Here is a 17,055-nt window from a genome sequence, read left to right as displayed (position 1 = left end):
CGTCTCGGTGACGTGCACGGCGAGCGCCACCCGGTTCCGGGGGGACTACAAGGTCGGCCCGAAAACCGGCGGCACCCGCAAAGTCACCGCCGAGGGGTACTGGGAGCGGGAGGACGGCCGGACGTGGAAGCCGTTCAAGGGCGGCACGGTGAAGGTGGCCTACCAGCCGGCCGAGCCCGGTACCGCGGCCTCCTTCGGGGGCGCGACCACTACCAGTGCTGACGGACACTTCTCCCTGACGTTCACGGCGACGGCCGACGGAGAAGCCGGCAGCGTGGCCTACGCGATCCCCGACGCGGACGCGAGTTACGTCGACGCCCCCGAAAACGGCAGCTTCAGCCAGCACATCGACGTCTCGACGGCGGACCCCACTCCCACTCCGACCCCCACGCCCGGCTCCACCCACCACGCCACGACCACGCCGAGCACCCCGGGCGCGACCACCCCTTCGCCCAACAACCCACAGGCGCTGGCCGCGACGGGCACCGACGACTCGACCCTGCTCGTCGGCATCGCCGCCCCCACCGTCGCCGTCGTCGGCACCGCCCTCCTCATGGCCGGCCGCCGCAGGACCAGCCGGCACTGAAGTCCCGCCTGCCTCACGACGCCTGGCACGCCCTCCAGGCGGACGACGGGACTTTCGCAACACGACCTGGGCAACTGGGCGCGGCCGTCACGGTCATCCGTGGAGCCCGGCCGCGTGCCCGCGCAACTGGCGAAGCGGGAAGTGCTGTCCGTGACGGTGCCCCGAACGTCCCGCGGGCCCGGACCGATCGGTCCGGGCCCGCGGGCGTGCCCGCGGGGACCGATGTCCCGCTGTGCGACGCCCTGCTCAGCTGGCGTCGAGGCGGTTCGGCGGCTCGCAGGAGCCGTGTCCGAAACCGTTCAGGGGCGGCGGGAGGGAAGGAGGTTACTCGTTCACCGTGATGTGCCTGGCCAGCGCGGTGACCTTGAGCTCACCGTTGTCGACCCACTCGGGAAAGGCCAGTGTCTTGTGCTGGGTGGCGGCGGGCGGAGTGACCTCGAGATACGAGGCGTGCACCGCGCCGGAGGTGCCGGTGTTGGCGTGACTCCAGGAGATGACCGCTTCGGCGCTCTCGCCGTCCTTGAGGGCGAGAGTCTTCTTGGCGGGGCTGGCGGCGTACCAGGTGTCACCCCAGTATGTGTGGGAGGCGAGCGTCTTGTGTGCGGAGTTCTCCAGGCCCAGCCCGGGGAAGCCGCGCAGTGCGCACGTCCTGCCGCTGAGATTGCGGAGATTTATGACCACGCCCTGGTGGTTCATGCCGCCGGCCAGCCTCTGGCCGAAGGTCGCCTTCAGCGCGGAGGCGGAGCAAGTGGGCGTGGCCTTCGAGCTGTCCGCACCACTGCCGGGTGCGGCCTGTGCGGCGGCCGTACCCGCGAGACCCAGCCCGGCGACGGCGGCCCCCGCGACCACCACGCGGCTGAATCGGAGGCTGCCGCGAGCACCGGCCACTGGGCGAGTGGCGGTCCGGTCGGCGTTCCGGTAAGCGTTCTTCACAACGATCACACTCCATTCGGGTCCCGGCAGCGCGGCCGCTGTCGGCGGCCGCGAGCCATCTTCTTGCCCTCTACACATGTCCGATGCGCCGCACGGCGACAAAGTTCACGGCGGAGGCGAAGAACTTCGACCGCGCACGGTGGGCAGTGAGCCGGAAGCGCCCCCAGGAGCCGCTCGTCACAGCAGTCATTGCGGGGTTGTTCGAGATCTCGTTCACGGTCGCGTATTCACCGGGATGTTGCGCGAGGTATTGACGGCGCCGGGAGTGCCCCCTAAATTCCACGTTCGAAAAGAGGAACTGCATCCGAAATTTCGAACTTATGTGGTGAGGGAGGGTGGCGGGAGGGACCGGCGCCTCCTCAGGGGTGTCCTGTCGCGGTCTCCCGTCGTGCGATCCCAGTACGCGACTCGGTTCGGGATGCCCATGGCCGTAGCTCACGCAAATCCTCCTTCCGCTCTTGTAAAGGAGTGCACCGTGTCATCTGCGGACGGAATGCCCCGGAGAGCTGACACCACCATGCGCAGGCCCGTCCCGCGCGTTCCACCGGGCTGTTCGCTGCCAGGACCCCGCTCGGCGAGGACCACGGCCACGGCCGTGCCATCGGCGGCCGGGCCGGGCCGGCCGGACACCGCCCAGGTCATCCGGCGGGGCTCTCTGACCTCACGTCGTCCGTTGTCGGCGCGGCCCGTTCAATCGGCTTCGTGATCCGTGACGAGCGGGCGGGGTTTTCCTTTCCTCGCCTGTGCTCCGGTGCCGCACGGTGAACCACGCGCCGGAGTCGCGGAGCAAATGAATTTCCCTCGCACACATGCCGGACCCGTTCATTCGACTCCGGCCGCAATGTGCCATGTCCCGGGGCGCCGACTCGGGACCTCCCTTCACACCACAGGAGAGCTCGATGTCCTTATTCCGATCGATTCGGTTGTCGGACAGGTTCCGCCGGTGGGCCCTGTCCACCGGCGCCGCCGGCGCGCTCGTCGCCGGAATGCTCACCCTCGGCACGCAGCCCTCGCAGGCGGCGGGCTCACAGCCCTGTGACCTCTACGCGTCTGGCGGCACCGCCTGCGTCGCCGCCCACAGCACCACCCGCGCCCTGTACTCCGGCTACAACGGGCGGCTTTACCAGGTCAGACGCGCCTCGGACAACACCACCCGGGACATCGGCGTGCTGAGTGCGGGCGGATACGCCAACGCCGCGACCCAGGACTCCTTCTGCGCCGGCACGAGCTGCGTCATCACCGTCATCTACGACCAGTCCGGCAGAGGCAACAACCTCACCCAGGCGCCCCCCGGCGGGTTCAACGGCCCGGCCGCAGGCGGATACGACAACCTCGCCGACGCGACCGCGGCGCCCGTCACCGTCGCGGGCCACAAGGCGTACGGCTTCTTCGTCGCCCCCGGCACCGGCTACCGCGACAACCACACCTCCGGCATCGCCACCGGCGACCAGCCCGAGGGGATGTACGCGATCCTCGACGGCACGCACTACAACGGCGGTTGCTGCTTCGACTACGGCAACGCCGAGACCAGCGGCCTCGACACCGGCAACGGCCACATGGAGGCCATCTACTTCGGCAACAACAAGGTCTGGGGCTCGGGGGCCGGCAACGGCCCCTGGGTCATGGCCGACCTCGAGAACGGCCTGTTCTCCGGGGCCAACCCGCACCTCAACACGAACGACCCGACGGTCAACCACCGATTCCTGACCGCCATCGTCAAGGGTGAGCCGAGCCACTGGGCCATCCGCGGCGGCAACGCCCAGGCCGGCGGCCTGTCGACCTACTACAACGGCGGCCGCCCCGGCGTCGCGGGCTACAACCCGATGAGCAAGGAAGGTGCCATCATCCTCGGCATCGGCGGCGACAACAGCAACGGGGCCGCAGGGACGTTCTACGAAGGCGTCATGACCTCCGGCTACCCGTCGGACGCCACCGAGAACGCCGTGCAGGCCAACATCACCTCGGTCGGATACAGCTCGGGCGTGAGCGGGCTCGCCCCCGGCTCGCGGATATCGCTGCGGGCCACGACAGCGTGCTGCACCAACGACTATCTCCGCCATGACGACGCCGACACCAACGTGGTGATCTCCCCTGTGTCCTCGACCAGTTCGGCCACGGACAAGGCGGACGCCACCTGGGTCGTCCGCGCGGGGTTGGCCAACAGCGCCTGTGTGTCCTTCGAGTCCGTCAACAACACCGGCCGGTATCTGAGGCATTCGGCCTTCCAGATGCATCTCGACGCCAGTGACGGAAGCTCCACGTTCGCGCAGGACGCGACGTTCTGCCCGCAGGCGGGCAACAGCGGTCAGGGAGTCGCCTTCCCCTCCGTGAACTATCCCGAAAAGTATCTGCGTCACTACAACTTCACCGCGTACATCGCAGGCAACGGCGGCTCCAATGCCTGGGACAGCGCTAACGCATGGTCCGACGACACCAGTTGGCTCGTCGCCACCCCCTGGGCGTAGCGCCGAGAAGGGGAAGAGAGGTCCCCGGCCGCGCCGTCGGGTTCCGGCGGTGCGGCCCCCTGACGCACTTCTCGCCATGCTGCCGATCCTGGAACGAGTGTCTCCCGTCTCCGGCGTACGGGCCGGAGACGGGAGGGACCGCTCTACTCGGCGGTCAGGAACTCGTGCTTGGACAGAGGGCGGTTCACGATGCGGATGTCGCCGACGTTGCCGTGGAAGACGACATCGACGGCGCCCGCGTACTCGTGGCCGCCCACCAGCCAGGGCAATCCGAGCGAGGTGAGGCCGACCGACAGCCGGTTCGGGTTGTCGACGACCGGAGCGCCCTCGACGTACAGCTTCGTGAAACGTCCGTCATTGACCACCGCCAGGTGCCACCACTTGAGTTCCACCATGCCGTGACCCCAGTTGGTAGTCGGGTAGGTGTCGTTCAGGGGGTAGTGGTTGAACTGCGCCTCACGGCCGTTGTTCGTGATGGCGAACTGCGCCAGCGGCTCGTTCGGATCGGTGTTCTTGCCGTGCTTGCCTGCCGCCCCGGCGGAACCCCGGCGGCTGAGTATCGACGCGTTGCCGTTCTTCCCGGCGTCCCAGTCCAGCGGCATCATCACGAACGTCTCGATCGTGTACCCGGATCTGAACGTCTCGGAGTTCAGCGGCGCCTTCGGCCCGGTGGTCAGGTACGAACCGTGGACAGGGTTCCTGCCGCCGACGAACTTGAGGCTGGCGTGCCCGGGCTGGTCGGGGTGGTGGTCGGCGGACCAGGTCAGCGCGTCGGAGGCCGCGCCGGGCACCGTCACCACCGTCAGGTCGTTGCCCTTGCCCGAAAGGTCGTGGATCTTCTGGCCCTCGGCGAGCGAGGTGCCGGGCGCGCCCTGGCCGTCGAAGCGCCAGTACGCCAGCGTGCCCTTCACCAGCTCCCGGGAGGCAGGTCGGGCCGGCCGGACCGGAACCGGGATGAAGCCGGCGAACCGCTTCTCGAAGTCGATCGGGATGGAGAAGTTGTCGACAGGGCCGGTGATCCGCGCGTGCTCGGCCGCCAACTCGTTGCGGGACTCCGGGTCCTGAGCCAGGATCCACGGGTTGATCGTCTCGACGTCGATCGTGTTGCGGGCCAGGTCGAAGTGGTACAGCCGGATCATGCCGCCGCCACCGAAGTAGCGGTTCTGGTAGTTCGTGATGTGCATGGCCACGTCGTGGCCGGCGGCGTTCTTCTTGGTCGTACGCCCGGGCGGCCAGTAGTGGCCGTTGAGGGTCAGGAAGATCTGGTCGTTGTCGTTGATCAGTTTGTCCCAGACCGTCTGGCCGTAGCCGGAGAGAACGGCGTTGTCCTCCGGGTCGCCGGACTCGTACGGGAAAACGTTGTCATCGTACGGCGAGGCGACGATGTCGTGCGACGTGAGGATCACCGGCATCTTCGGGTGGGCCTTGATGACGTCGTTGGCCCACGCGAAGCCCTGCTCGGTGGTCCGCCAGTCCAGGGCCAGCAGCAGCCACGAGCGGCCGGCGGCCTGGAAGATGTGCGCGGTGTTGTAGCCGGTCGGGTCCGCGCCGGCGAACGTCTTCGCGTGCTTGAAACGGTGCGGGCCCATGGTCTGCAGGTACGGCGTGTCGCCACGGCTGTCGTCGCCGGTCACGTCGTGGTTGCCGGCCAGCACGCTGTACGCGGCACCGTGCGAGTCCAGCAGGGCGAACGCCTTGTCGACCTGCTGGAACGACGACGGGTCGGCGTCCTGCGTCAGGTCACCGAGATGCGCCATGAACACGATGTTGTCGGTGGCGCCCCCGCTGTTGTTGATGATGTAGCGGAAAGACTCCTCCTGCGGCGTCCGGTTGACGCTGTCCTGGCTGCCCCAGTACAGGAACTGGGTGTCCGGCATGACCGCGAGGGTGAACTGGAGGGCGGTCTGATCCGGTCTCCACGTGCCGGTCCTGCCGCTCTTGGCGGCGTCCGCGGCGTCAGCGGCGTCCGCGGCGAACGCGGGCGTTCCGCCGACCACGGACGTGCCGACTCCTACGGCTGCCGCTCCCGCACCGGCCAGGGCCGCGTTGCGCAGAAAACCACGCCGAGTCCGCTCGGTCGGCTCTTGTGACGGGTTGTCATCGATATTGGACATAGGGGCTCTTCCCGGGTTGATAGTTCAAACAGCGACGACGCTAGTCAGGAGCGGTCCGAGCTGGGCAGACATGAGATGACAAAAGAAGATCAGGCATCTGTCCAGGACTGAAAGCGGCCGCCACATCATGGCCGGACGCTGATTTCTTGAAAGGCGCACGGTGAACGGAAGGAGTCGAGGTCCGGCCACGCCGTTCCCTCGCCACCGCAACGCCACGCAGCCACGACCGGTGGGTACGGCGCAGGGCGGCCGAGCGTCGTGGACGCAGCGGTCGCCCACCGCGTCGCTCGCGGGCCGGGTTGGTCAATTTCGCTAGCGTCGAGCCATGTTGCACACGAGATTCACCGAAATGTTCGGTATCGCCTACCCGGTCATGTCGGCCCCCATGGGCCTGCACAGTGGTGGGACGCTCGCCGGCGCGGTTTCCGCGGCCGGCGGGCTCGGCTCTTTCGGGGGTACGCATCCTTGGAAAGGGCCCGACTGGATCCGCGCGGAGATCGCGACCATCCGTGCCGCGACGGACCGCCCGTTCGGAGTCGGCTTCATCACGCCGTTCCTCCCGTTCACCGAGGCCCATTTCGACGCCGCGCTGGAGGAGCGAACGGACGTCATCGCGCTGTCTTTTGCCGACCCCCAGCCATGGGTCGCCCGCGCCAAGGAGGCGGGCGCCCGGGTGATGTGCCAGGTCCAGAACTACGACGACGCGGAGATGGCGGTCGCCGCGGGCGCCGATGTGCTCGTGGCACAGGGCACGGAGGCCGGGGGCCACACCGGGACGATGGGTCTGCTGCCCTTCCTGGCCGGGATCGTGAGGCGATACCCCGATGTTCCGGTGCTGGCCGCGGGGGGCATCGGCGACGGCCGGACACTCGCGGCGGTCCTCACCGCCGGTGCGGACGGCGCCTGGTTGGGCACGGCGTTTCTCGCCACGCCCGAAGCGGTCGAGGTGCGCGATGTCCACAAACGCCTGGTCGTCGAGAGCGATGGCGGCGACACGGTATGGACGCGGGCCTACGACATCGTGTCGGACCTGCCGTGGCCGGCGACCATCGGCCAACGCGTCCGCCGCAATCGGTTCACCGACGAGTGGGCGGAGCGTGAGGCGACGCTGCGGAACCGCAAAGGAGAATTCGCGCCCCCGGAAGACGTCAACCCCCTTGAGGGCACACCCGACCCCGACACCAGCGCGATTCTCTACGGTCAGTCGGCGTCCTTCGTCGATGCCGTCCGCCCCGCTGCCGAGGTGGTCCGGACGATCAGCGACGGGGCCGAGGCGATCCTGGCCTCGCGGCCCCGCTCACTGCTGGACTGACCCATGGGCAGACGAAGAGTCGCCGCCAGGCGCGCGGCGAAACGCCGACGGTCGTCTGCGTCGGCTCCGCGCTCCGGACCCTCGCCGTCCACGCCATTCCCCGACGGGCCGGAGGCCCTGGTCACGGCCGAGCGGTTCTCGGCTGCACCGGGCTGCGCCGCCAGCTCGCTCGCAGATACTCTGGCCGCCGTCATCGGCGGTCCGTGGCCCCGGTGTTGCTCGCCGCACTGCTTGTCGTCGGTGCGTGCCGGCTCCAGCCGGCGCCGTACGTCGCCGTGACAGCGGGCCGTCACCGTGGCAGGTCCGTCCCGCGGACGTGATCCCGGCGCCCCCGCGGGCGACTACGAGCGACCCGCCGTCACAGGCACCGTGCCCCACCACCAACGTCCACGAAACCGACAAGGAGGCGACCCGTCTTGCGCATCGTGCCACGCCGGCGCACCACTGGCCCCGACCCCGAGAAGAACCTGCGCCTGACGGAGGAACAGACCTCCGTACTGGCCGGCCGACGCCCGGAGGTGTCGCGATGAGCAAGCCCGAGCTGGAGTTCCACCGGCCCGACGGGCTCTGGAGCACGCCGGCGGGAGCCGCCCCCGGAATTCGGGAACAGGTCCTGGCCGAGGACTCCGCCACCGGCGCCCGCACCGCGCTCGTGCGCTGGGAGCCGGGCACCGACACCTCCGCCCAGGGCGTGTCCCGGCACGACTTCTGGGAAGAGGTCCATCTCCTGGAGGGAGCCCTGCACGACCTCACCCTCGGCGCGACCTTCACCACCGGGATGTACGCGTGCCGCCCGCCCGGCATGCCCCACGGGCCCTGGACCTCACAGGAGGGGGTCACGATGCTCGTCATCACCTACCCCGACGCCGGCTGACCGGCGAGACGCGTCCCGAGCGCTGTGGCCAGGTGTGACCGCCCCGCGCGCTGCCTTTGAGGGACGCGGAGGCGCGGTGCGGCAGGGGCGGGCCGGCCGGGCGGTCGGCCAAGGCCGGTGATTCTGCCGATGTGCGGGGCCGGGGTTGGGCCGGACAGTTGCCACCGCAACCACCGAGACGGACCCCGCCGCTTCGCAGCGTGCGCCTTCCGACACCCACGCCCCGGCAGCGCCGCGAGCGCGGCGCGGGTCCGTCACCCCTCACCGAGAGGACGCACCCGCCGTGCAGCAGCCGAACCGTGCATTCCCCGCCGTACCCGCCGTACCCGCCGTACCCGACCCGTCCGCGCGCCGCCCGCACCGGCTCACGAGCCGTCTGGCGCGGGCCGGCCTCGCGGCGCTGCTGGCCGCGGGCGGTCTCGTCGCCGCGCAGGCCACCGGAGCACAGGCGATCGGAACACCGGTCGTCTCGGCGCGGGCCGCCGCGAATCCGTACGAGCGTGGGCCCGCCCCCACGACTGCCGGCATCGAGGCGAGCCGCGGGTCGTACGCCGTCTCCCAGACCACCGTCTCCTCGCTCTCGGTGACCGGCTTCGGCGGTGGCACCGTCTACTACCCGACCTCGACCAGCGACGGCACCTTCGGCGCGGTCGTCATCTCGCCCGGGTACACCGCGTACCAGTCGTCCATCGCGTGGCTCGGGCCCCGGCTCGCCTCGCAGGGCTTCGTCGTGTTCACCATCGACACTCTCACCACCCTGGACCAACCGGACAGCCGTGGGCGGCAGTTGCTCGCCGCGCTCGACTACCTGACCCAGCGCAGTTCCGTGCGGACCAGGATCGACAGCACCCGGCTCGGCGTCATGGGCCACTCGATGGGCGGCGGCGGAACGCTGGAGGCGGCGAAGAGTCGTCCCTCGCTCCAGGCCGCCATCCCGCTCACCGGATGGAACCTGGACACCACCTGGCCGGAGATCCAGACGCCGACGCTGATCGTGGGCGCAGACGGGGACACGATCGCACCGGTGGCCACGCACTCCGAGCCCTTCTACCGGAGCCTGCCGAGCACGCTCGACAAGGCGTACCTGGAGCTGAGGGGCGCCACCCACTTCACGCCCAACAGCTCAAACACGACGATCGCCAAGTACAGCGTTTCGTGGCTGAAGCGCTTCATCGACAATGACACCCGCTACGAGCAGTTCCTCTGCCCGTTGCCGCAGCCGTCGCTGACGATCGCCGAGTACCGCGGCAACTGCCCGCACACCTCCTGACCCGTCCCGCACCGCACGACCGAGCAAGCAAGTGACGGCCGCCGGAACCGGAATCCGGCGGCCGTCACCCGTGGGGGCGTGCCGCCACGGCCGGGCGGTCCTTGTGCGGGCTCACAAGCCTTGCCTGCCGGGCCTGGGAGCCCGCCCATCCGGCGCCCCGTCAGGACCTCGTTCGCCCTGGTCACATCGGGTTTCCGCGACTGAGCAGGCAAATGAACCCGGGACTTCCGCCTTCGTTTACGCGGAAGTAACGTGACGGTCGTGACGGGAAACGCGACTGCGCGAAGTCCACTCGGGACGGCAGGCCGGAGCTCCTTACCGACGGCCTTCCGGGGGGCGGCGAACGAGCCGGGCCGAAGCGGGGACCCAGGGCCGGCGCCCTCTCCCCGGTGCACCTCGGCCCCCCTCCCCGTGCCGGGCACCCCGGGTTCCACGGCAACTGCGGACACCCCGACCGGTCAGTCGTCGTCTCCTCGCGCCGACGATCCCGCCGCCGGGCCTCCCGCCCACCGCTCGCAGGCTCCGACACTTCCGGAACGTCAGGAGCCCCTGGACGACCGAGGCGGAGCCGCCGCCGTATACGACCTCGGCCGCCAGGAAGGCTCACCGCCCGACGCCGGTCGGGACCCGGCCACCGCGCCGCCGGCCACTCGACTCGCCACAGGGACGGGCCCGCTCGCCGTCCGGCTGATCGACGCCGCCGACCGGGCCAGGCTGGCGGGGCTGCCGGAGCGAGCGCGGGAGCTGCTCGCGCAGGCCGGTCACGAGGGCGCGCCCGACGCCGTGCGCGGTGCCGCCCAACTGGTGATCGGGCAGCTCGCCCTCCAGGACGGCCCGGCCGCCGACGCCCGCGAAGTGCTGCTCCTCGCCGCCGAGTTGCTGGGCCCGGCCGACAGGGACCGCGCCCTCGCGGCCAGGCTCGCCGCCATGGAGGCGGCCTGGGCGATGGGCGACGCGGCGGCGTGCCGGGAGGCCCTGGACCGTGCTCCGGGCCAGCCGGAACCCGACCCGCGACTCGCGGCGTACCGGGCGGGGATGTCCGCGGTCATGCGAGGACGCCTGGACACGGGACGGCATCGGCTGGGGGAGGTGGTCGCCGGAGCGCGGGTGGCCGGAATCCCCGACGGTCCCGAGGCGCTCCTGCGGGCCGGGGGAGCGGCGCTCGTCGCCGGTGACCTGCCCGCCGCCTGCCGGGCCAACTCCCGCGCGCTCGCCGTCGCCAGGGCCTCCGGCCCGCGCGTTCTGGTCGCCAAGGCGCTGGAACGCCTCGCGTACGGAGAACTGCGCGCCGGCCGGCACGCCCGCGCCCGGGCCCATGCCGAGGACGGCCTGCGCACCGCTCTCGACGCCGGTCAGTGCAATCTCGCGGCGCACCACCACGCGATCCTCGCGCTGGTGGCGTCGGTCGAGGGATCACAGGAGGCCGTCGCGGAGCACGCGTCCGCCGCCGAGCGTGTCGCCGCGCCCCACGGTCTCGCGCAGGCGGCCACGCTGTCCCAGTGGGCCAGGGCCCGTGCCGACCTCGCCCGCGGCCGACTTCCCGAGGCCGCCGCTCGGCTCGGCCCGCTGGTCGGCGCGGGCCCGCGCCGCGGTCACTTCGCGGTACGGATGCTCGCCGTTCCCTGCTTCGTGGAGGCGGCGGCCCGCACCGGCCAGGCGGACGCGGCCCGTTCGGCGGTGGCGGAGTTCGCCCACTGGGCGGCGCAGGGCGCCGATCCGCAGGCCCCGGCCCAACTGGCCCGCTGCCGTGCACTGCTGACCGAACACGATGAGTGCGAGCCGCTGTTCACCGCCGCGCTCGCCCACCACGACCAGCTCACCGGGGACTTCGAACGCGGCCGTACCCAGCTCCTCTACGGAGCCTGGCTGCGACGGCAGCGCAGACCGGGAGAGGCGCGTGGCCGTCTGCGGGACGCGCTGGTGTCCTTCGAGCGAGGTGGAGCACTCGGCTGGGCCGCGCAGACCAGGGCCGAACTGCGGGCGACCGGGGACGCGGGCCAGAGTGAACCGACCGGCTCGCTGGGCGTGCTGACGCCCCAACAGCTGCGGATCGCCCGCTGCGTGGCCGAGGGCGCCACCAACCGTGAAGTGGCGTTGCGCCTGTCCGTGAGCCCCCGCACCGTCGACCACCACCTGCGGAATGTCTTCGCCGCCCTGGGGGTCCGCTCCCGGGTCGAACTCTCCCGCTGGCTGGACCGCGCGGAGAAGACCACCGCACACCCCTAGGTACCGACCAGGCGGTATGTCATCCTGCGGGATCAGGAGGTCCGGATCCGGAGCACCCGTGCGGCCGCGCGTCGGCCGACCGGTCCGGCCGGACCGAGCCGACTCCGGTGGAGGACAGCGATGCAGCACCTCGTACCCGCCCACGGCCGGCCCCTGCCGGGATCCCGGACTCCGGTGGCAGCCGCCCGTACCGCCGTCGACGCGGAGGCCCTCTCGGTACTCCACCAGGCCGCGCGGGCGCTGATGGCGGGGCTGCCCGAACTCACCGAACGCCTGATGACCCTGCTGCGGGAGCGTGAGCCCGCGTACCGCGCCGCCATGGAGGTCGACGCGGAGAGCGTGCGCGACGAGGTGCGGCGTTCGCTGCGGCTCAACGTCGAATCGCTGATCCGGCCCGGCGAACTGCGCGAGGCGGCCCGTCGCTGCTCCTGGGCCATCGGCAGGGCACGAGCCGATCGAGGGCTCCCGCTGGACGCCCTGCTGCGCGCGTTCCGGCTGGGCGGCGGCATGGTCTGGCAGGAACTCGTCGACGAGACGACCCGCCGTCAGCCCTCCGACGCGCGTCTGCTCGTCCATGTCGCCGCCGACGTCTGGAACTTCGTCGACGACCACTGTGCCGTCGTGGCCGAGGCCTACCGTCAGACGGAACGCGAGCTGATGTGGCGCCGGGAGAACCGGCTGCGGCTGATGACGGCCGCGCTGCTCGACGGCACCGCGCGGATCGCCGACCTGCCCGCCACCGCGGCCGCCCTGGGCCTTCCCGAGCAGGGGCGGTACGCGGTCGTGCTGGCCCGCCTGCCCTCCGGGCGGACGTTCGCCGACGCGTGGGGGCAGGTCCACCTGTCCGGCCTGCGGGTTCTCTGGTACCGCGACCGTGACCGGGACGGCGGCGGAAGCTACGGCATCGTCCTGCTCGCCGGCCACCCCCACGACGAGGGCGAACCCGGTCACGGTCACGAGAGCGGTCTCCTCGACACCGGCCCCGAGCCGATGGCTGCGGCCGGAGGCAGTCCGGGCGCCGACGTCACCCGGGACGAGGAGCGTCTCCGGGCGTACGGGCGGGACGTGGACGCCGGGGAGATCGCCCGCCGGCTGACCGCCCCGCCCGTGGCCCGGATCGGGGTGAGCCCGGTGGTGGAGGGTCTCGCGGCGATCGGTGATGCCCGGCGCCTGGCGGACACGGCGCTGCGGGCCTGCCCGCGGGCCGGGGGAACCGTCGTGCTGGAGGAGCACCTGCCCGCGGCGCTCGTCGTCTCCGCCCCGGTCCTCGGGGCGGCGCTCGCCGAGCGGGTGCTCGGGCCGCTGCTGCGATTGGACCCGTCCGACCGGGACGTCATGCTGGAGACCCTCACGGCCTGGCTCGCCTGCGACGGTTCCGCCCAACGGGCCGCCGGCCGGCTCTACTGTCACCGCAACACGGTCCTGAACCGGCTGCGCCGTTGCGAGCATCTCACCAGCCGCTCGCTGAGCCGGCCGTCCGACGTCGTGGAGCTGTCGCTCGCCCTCGCCGCCCACAGCCTCCTCGACCCCTGACCGACGGCACCGGCACGTGACCGACGGCACCGTCACGCCGACGCCACCGAACGACAGGACCCGGACCGGGTCCGGGCCGGGCGTGTGTTGCCGAGGGTCACATGAGCAGCAACAGGGTGACGGCCGCCGTGGATGCGGCGCAGATGGTCAGGGCCAGCCCTACGCAGCGTCTCCGCAGACTTCGGTATCGGTGTTCGTACTCGGCACGCAGTTCGAGGCATCGGGCCGCGATCCGTTCGATGTCCTTGCGAGCACGTTTCAGGCTGTCGGCGACATAGCACCGCTCGATCTCTTCCCGCTGTGACGTGGTCAGCCAGTCCATGGCTTCGGCGAACTCACGGGCGCGTCGCTCGGCTTCCGTGACGGTGGCGTGCCAGAGCAGGTATCCCTCCGCCGCGTTGCCCAGTTCGCCGTCAGGTCCAGGCCGCAGCAGATCGCTCACCTGGGTCCTCGCTCGGTCAGGAGCGGGCCTCCTCCGCCGTGGCTTCGGTCCTCGGCCATGGCGATGTCCGGATGGTGCAGGTCGAACGCCGGGGATTCACTGCGGATCCGCGGCAGGGTGAGGAAGTTGTGGCGCGGCGGCGGGCAGGACGTGGCCCACTCCAGCGAACGGCCGTACCCCCAGGGGTCGTCGACCTCGATCTTCTTGCCGTACTTGGCGGTCTTCCACACGTTGTAGAGGAACGGCAGCATAGACAGACCGAGCAGGAACGAGGCGATCGTCGAGACCGTGTTGAGGGCGGTGAAGCCGTCGGCCGCGAGATAGTCCGCGTAACGGCGCGGCATTCCCTCGGCGCCCAGCCAGTGCTGGACCAGGAACGTGCCGTGGAAGCCCACGAACAGCGTCCAGAAAGTGATCTTGCCGAGCCGCTCGTCGAGCATCTTGCCCGTGAACTTCGGCCACCAGAAGTGGAAGCCGGAGAACATCGCGAACACCACGGTGCCGAACACGACGTAATGGAAGTGCGCCACCACGAAGTACGAGTCGGAGACGTGGAAGTCCATCGGCGGCGAGGCCAGGATGACGCCGGTCAGACCACCGAAGAGGAAGGTGACGAGAAAACCCGTGGCCCAGAGCATCGGTGTCTCGAAGGACAGCGAGCCTTTCCACATCGTTCCGATCCAGTTGAAGAACTTAACGCCTGTCGGTACGGCGATGAGGAACGTCATGAAGGAGAAGAACGGGAGCAGTACGCCACCGGTGACGTACATGTGGTGCGCCCATACGGTCACGGACAGACCCGCGATCGAGATGGTCGCGCCGATCAGGCCCATGTAGCCGAACATCGGCTTGCGCGAGAACACCGGAATGACCTCGGAGACAATGCCGAAGAACGGCAGGGCGATGATGTACACCTCCGGATGGCCGAAGAACCAGAAGAGGTGTTGCCAGAGCAACGCGCCGCCGTTTGCCGCGTCGAAGACATGCGCCCCGAATTTGCGGTCCGCCTCCAGGGCCAGCAGCGCGGCCGCGAGCACCGGGAAGGCCAGCAGGACCAGCACGGCGGTGAGGAGCACGTTCCACACGAAGATCGGCATCCGGAACATGGTCATGCCGGGAGCGCGCATGCAGATGATCGTGGTGATGAAGTTGACCGCACCGAGAATGGTGCCGAAGCCGGAGAAGGCCAGACCCATGATCCACATGTCGGCGCCGACGCCCGGCGAACGGACCGCGTCCGACAGCGGCGAGTACGCGAACCAGCCGAAGTCGGCCGCGCCCTGCGGAGTGAGGAAGCCGCCGACGGCGATCGTCGAGCCGAAGAGGTACAGCCAGTACGCGAACATGTTCAGCCGCGGAAACGCCACGTCGGGCGCGCCGATCTGCAGCGGCATGATCCAGTTCGTGAAACCGGCGAACAGCGGCGTCGCGAACATCAGCAGCATGATCGTGCCGTGCATCGTGAACGCCTGGTTGTACTGCTCGTTGGAGATGATCTGAATCCCCGGTCGGGCAAGCTCGGCGCGCATCAGCAGCGCCATCACACCGCCGATCAGGAAGAACGCGAACGAGGTCGTCAGATACAGCGTGCCGATGGTCTTGTGGTCGGTGGTGGTCAGCCACTTCACCACGACATTGCCGGGTTGCTCGCGCCTGACCGGCAGCTCGCTCTCGTAAGAGTCCTCGGATGCCGTGGCACCACGAGGTTCGTTGCGCATGCTCAAGGCGGTTTGCTCCCCAGCTGACAGTGGACCGACGGCTCTCGTCTGCCGGCCATCCTCGCTGTTCGGAGCAAGGTCCTACGCCCTGAGCGGTCACTGTTCAACCGATCGCTTCAGTATCCAACTCGAATACCGTAGGCATTGGACAGCAGTGTGAATGTCCTGTACCGGCGTTTCGGAATACAGTTCGATGTTCGTGACGGGCTGTCAATCGTCCGACGCGGCGGCGATCGGATTTCCACGACGCGGTGGATGTCCACCGACGGGGACATCGCCCCCTTGATCGCCCTACGCCGGCTCCCGCATGCGGCCTTGGCCGGCTGGCGCGCCGCGACGGCTGGGGGCAGCCTGGAGGTGTGGTGCGCCCGCGGTGCGGCGCGGGAAGCGCGGGAAGTGCCGGAAGCGGCCGTGCGGCGTCCGCGGTCGGTGCGGCCCCGCTTGTTCAGGGAGCCGGGGCATCAGCGGAGGTGATCGGCCCATGAGGCGGCGAGAACTCCTCCCCGTCAGGAGCGCGAACAGCACGGTGGTCGAGCGGAGCCGGGAGCCCGGAGGACCGCTCGGCACACCTGCCGCCGGCGTCGTGGGACGTACCGCCGCGGCCCGCCCCACCGAGCACGCGGGCCGGAGAGCTGACCCGAGGAGAGGGCGGCAGGCCCGGGGAGGCGCGGGTGGCCGGGAACTGCGGCGGTGGACTTGGCGGCGAGGTCGGTTCGGCGCTGTGGGAGGCCCTGTTCGCGCAGGCGCCGGTCGGGCTGGTGATCGTGGACACGAACCTCCGCATCCAACGCGTCAACACGGGGTTCGCTCCACCGGGCCACCGTGTCCAGCACATCGGGCACCACCGTATCCGCGAACTCGGGTACGGCCACGTCCGCGAGTTCGCGGCCCCTCGCCACCGAGATCATCGTCAGTGAGCTGGTCACCAACGCCATCCGGCACGGCACTCCACCGGTGCGACTGCGCCTCATCGAAGACCGGTTCCTCACCTGCGAGGTCTCGGACGCGAGTCCCGCGGCGCCGCACCTCCGCCACGCCCGAACCCTCGACGAAGGCGGCCGTGGACTGTTCGTCGTCGCTCAGCTCGCCCAGCACTGGGGCACTCGCTGCACCGGATCAGGCAAGACCATCTGGACTGAACAGGCCCTCTCCCGGCAACCCGTGCGGCAGCCCGAGCGATGAACATGATCCGTGGTGCTCGCCCGACCGGATCGGCTCGACCGGTGGACGGTGCAGGAGTCGCCTTCCGGTGAGACCGTCCGGCGTTCTGGAAGTCTCAGCCTCACAGCACGCACGCCGGAGTGGCGGTCGCGCGAAGCCGGTGCGAGGTCATCCCGCTTGCGGTGGACCGGAGCCGCAACCAACCGCTGCGAGTTCCGCATGAGGTAGGCCCTCAGGACGGCGCATGCGACGCAAGAAATTGCGCTTTTTGCGTTCTCTTGCGTCGTGCCGTGCAAGGCCCCGCTCGGCGTGGTCCGGCGCCGGGGTCGGGCATCGCGGGCTCGGGTACCGGCCGGTTTCAGGGGGACGTTCGAGACGCCCTCGATATGCCAAGTACCGGATCTCCAAAGGAAGTAGTGCG

The 17,055-nt window shown here is 70.1% G+C and carries 11 protein-coding genes and 1 pseudogene; 8 read left to right on the top strand and 4 right to left on the bottom strand.

Annotated elements, in window-relative coordinates; genetic code table 11:
* The first annotated feature begins 7 nt into the window (after nucleotides 1-7).
* Nucleotides 8-586 (top strand): hypothetical protein, encoded by a 579-nt coding sequence (locus OHB41_RS01915; RefSeq protein ID WP_266706560.1) that lies wholly within the window; start codon nucleotides 8-10, stop codon nucleotides 584-586.
* A 324-nt stretch (nucleotides 587-910) separates the two neighbouring features.
* On the opposite strand, the gene OHB41_RS01910 is transcribed toward OHB41_RS01915, so the two are convergent.
* A complete protein-coding gene (locus OHB41_RS01910) occupies nucleotides 911-1,438 on the bottom strand; it encodes a DUF4232 domain-containing protein (RefSeq protein ID WP_266696183.1) in 528 nt (175 codons plus the stop codon).
* Nucleotides 1,439-2,418: 980 nt separating this feature from the next.
* Here OHB41_RS01910 and OHB41_RS01905 point away from each other — a divergent pair.
* Nucleotides 2,419-3,984 (top strand): alpha-L-arabinofuranosidase B, encoded by a 1,566-nt coding sequence (locus tag OHB41_RS01905; protein WP_266696182.1) that lies wholly within the window; start codon nucleotides 2,419-2,421, stop codon nucleotides 3,982-3,984.
* A 143-nt stretch (nucleotides 3,985-4,127) separates the two neighbouring features.
* Here OHB41_RS01905 and OHB41_RS01900 read toward each other — a convergent pair whose 3' ends face one another.
* Nucleotides 4,128-6,098, bottom strand: coding sequence for a LamG-like jellyroll fold domain-containing protein (locus OHB41_RS01900; RefSeq protein ID WP_266696181.1), 1,971 nt, complete (start codon nucleotides 6,096-6,098; stop codon nucleotides 4,128-4,130).
* Between the two features lie 325 nt (nucleotides 6,099-6,423).
* Here OHB41_RS01900 and OHB41_RS01895 point away from each other — a divergent pair, with 325 nt between their 5' ends.
* From OHB41_RS01895 to OHB41_RS01875, 5 genes are all read left to right on the top strand, one after another.
* On the top strand, nucleotides 6,424-7,410 hold the full coding sequence (locus OHB41_RS01895) for an NAD(P)H-dependent flavin oxidoreductase (RefSeq protein WP_266696180.1): 987 nt from the start codon (nucleotides 6,424-6,426) through the stop codon (nucleotides 7,408-7,410).
* Between the two features lie 526 nt (nucleotides 7,411-7,936).
* Entirely contained in the window at nucleotides 7,937-8,284 is a 348-nt protein-coding gene (locus tag OHB41_RS01890) for a cupin domain-containing protein (protein WP_266696179.1), read from the top strand.
* Between the two features lie 376 nt (nucleotides 8,285-8,660).
* Complete coding sequence (bdeA, locus tag OHB41_RS01885; RefSeq protein ID WP_266705592.1) at nucleotides 8,661-9,554, top strand: bis(hydroxyethyl) terephthalate hydrolase; 894 nt, start codon at nucleotides 8,661-8,663, stop codon at nucleotides 9,552-9,554.
* Nucleotides 9,555-9,965: 411 nt separating this feature from the next.
* Nucleotides 9,966-11,780, top strand: a complete 1,815-nt coding sequence (locus tag OHB41_RS01880) for a LuxR C-terminal-related transcriptional regulator (RefSeq protein ID WP_323138343.1) — start codon at nucleotides 9,966-9,968, stop codon at nucleotides 11,778-11,780.
* Between the two features lie 120 nt (nucleotides 11,781-11,900).
* Nucleotides 11,901-13,313: a PucR family transcriptional regulator gene (locus tag OHB41_RS01875; RefSeq protein ID WP_526024878.1), complete on the top strand. Its 1,413-nt coding sequence runs from the start codon at nucleotides 11,901-11,903 to the stop codon at nucleotides 13,311-13,313.
* A gap of 97 nt (nucleotides 13,314-13,410) precedes the next feature.
* Here the strand turns inward: OHB41_RS01875 and OHB41_RS01870 are convergent, their stop codons facing one another.
* Nucleotides 13,411-13,755, bottom strand: coding sequence for a cytochrome C oxidase subunit I (locus OHB41_RS01870; protein ID WP_266696178.1), 345 nt, complete (start codon nucleotides 13,753-13,755; stop codon nucleotides 13,411-13,413).
* Nucleotides 13,752-15,479: an aa3-type cytochrome oxidase subunit I gene (gene ctaD / locus OHB41_RS01865; RefSeq protein WP_266696177.1), complete on the bottom strand. Its 1,728-nt coding sequence runs from the start codon at nucleotides 15,477-15,479 to the stop codon at nucleotides 13,752-13,754. Before ctaD ends, OHB41_RS01870 begins: the two co-directional genes overlap by 4 nt.
* An 888-nt stretch (nucleotides 15,480-16,367) precedes the next feature.
* Here ctaD and OHB41_RS01860 point away from each other — a divergent pair.
* Nucleotides 16,368-16,655 (top strand): annotated as a pseudogene (locus OHB41_RS01860) (ATP-binding protein); the annotation flags it as partial.
* Between the last annotated feature and the right edge of the window lie 400 nt (nucleotides 16,656-17,055).

This window comes from Streptomyces sp. NBC_01571 (assembly GCF_026339875.1).
GTDB lineage: Bacteria > Actinomycetota > Actinomycetes > Streptomycetales > Streptomycetaceae > Streptomyces.
The sequence above is the reverse complement of the archived record's forward strand: the minus strand, read 5'-3'. Positions and strand labels throughout refer to the sequence as shown.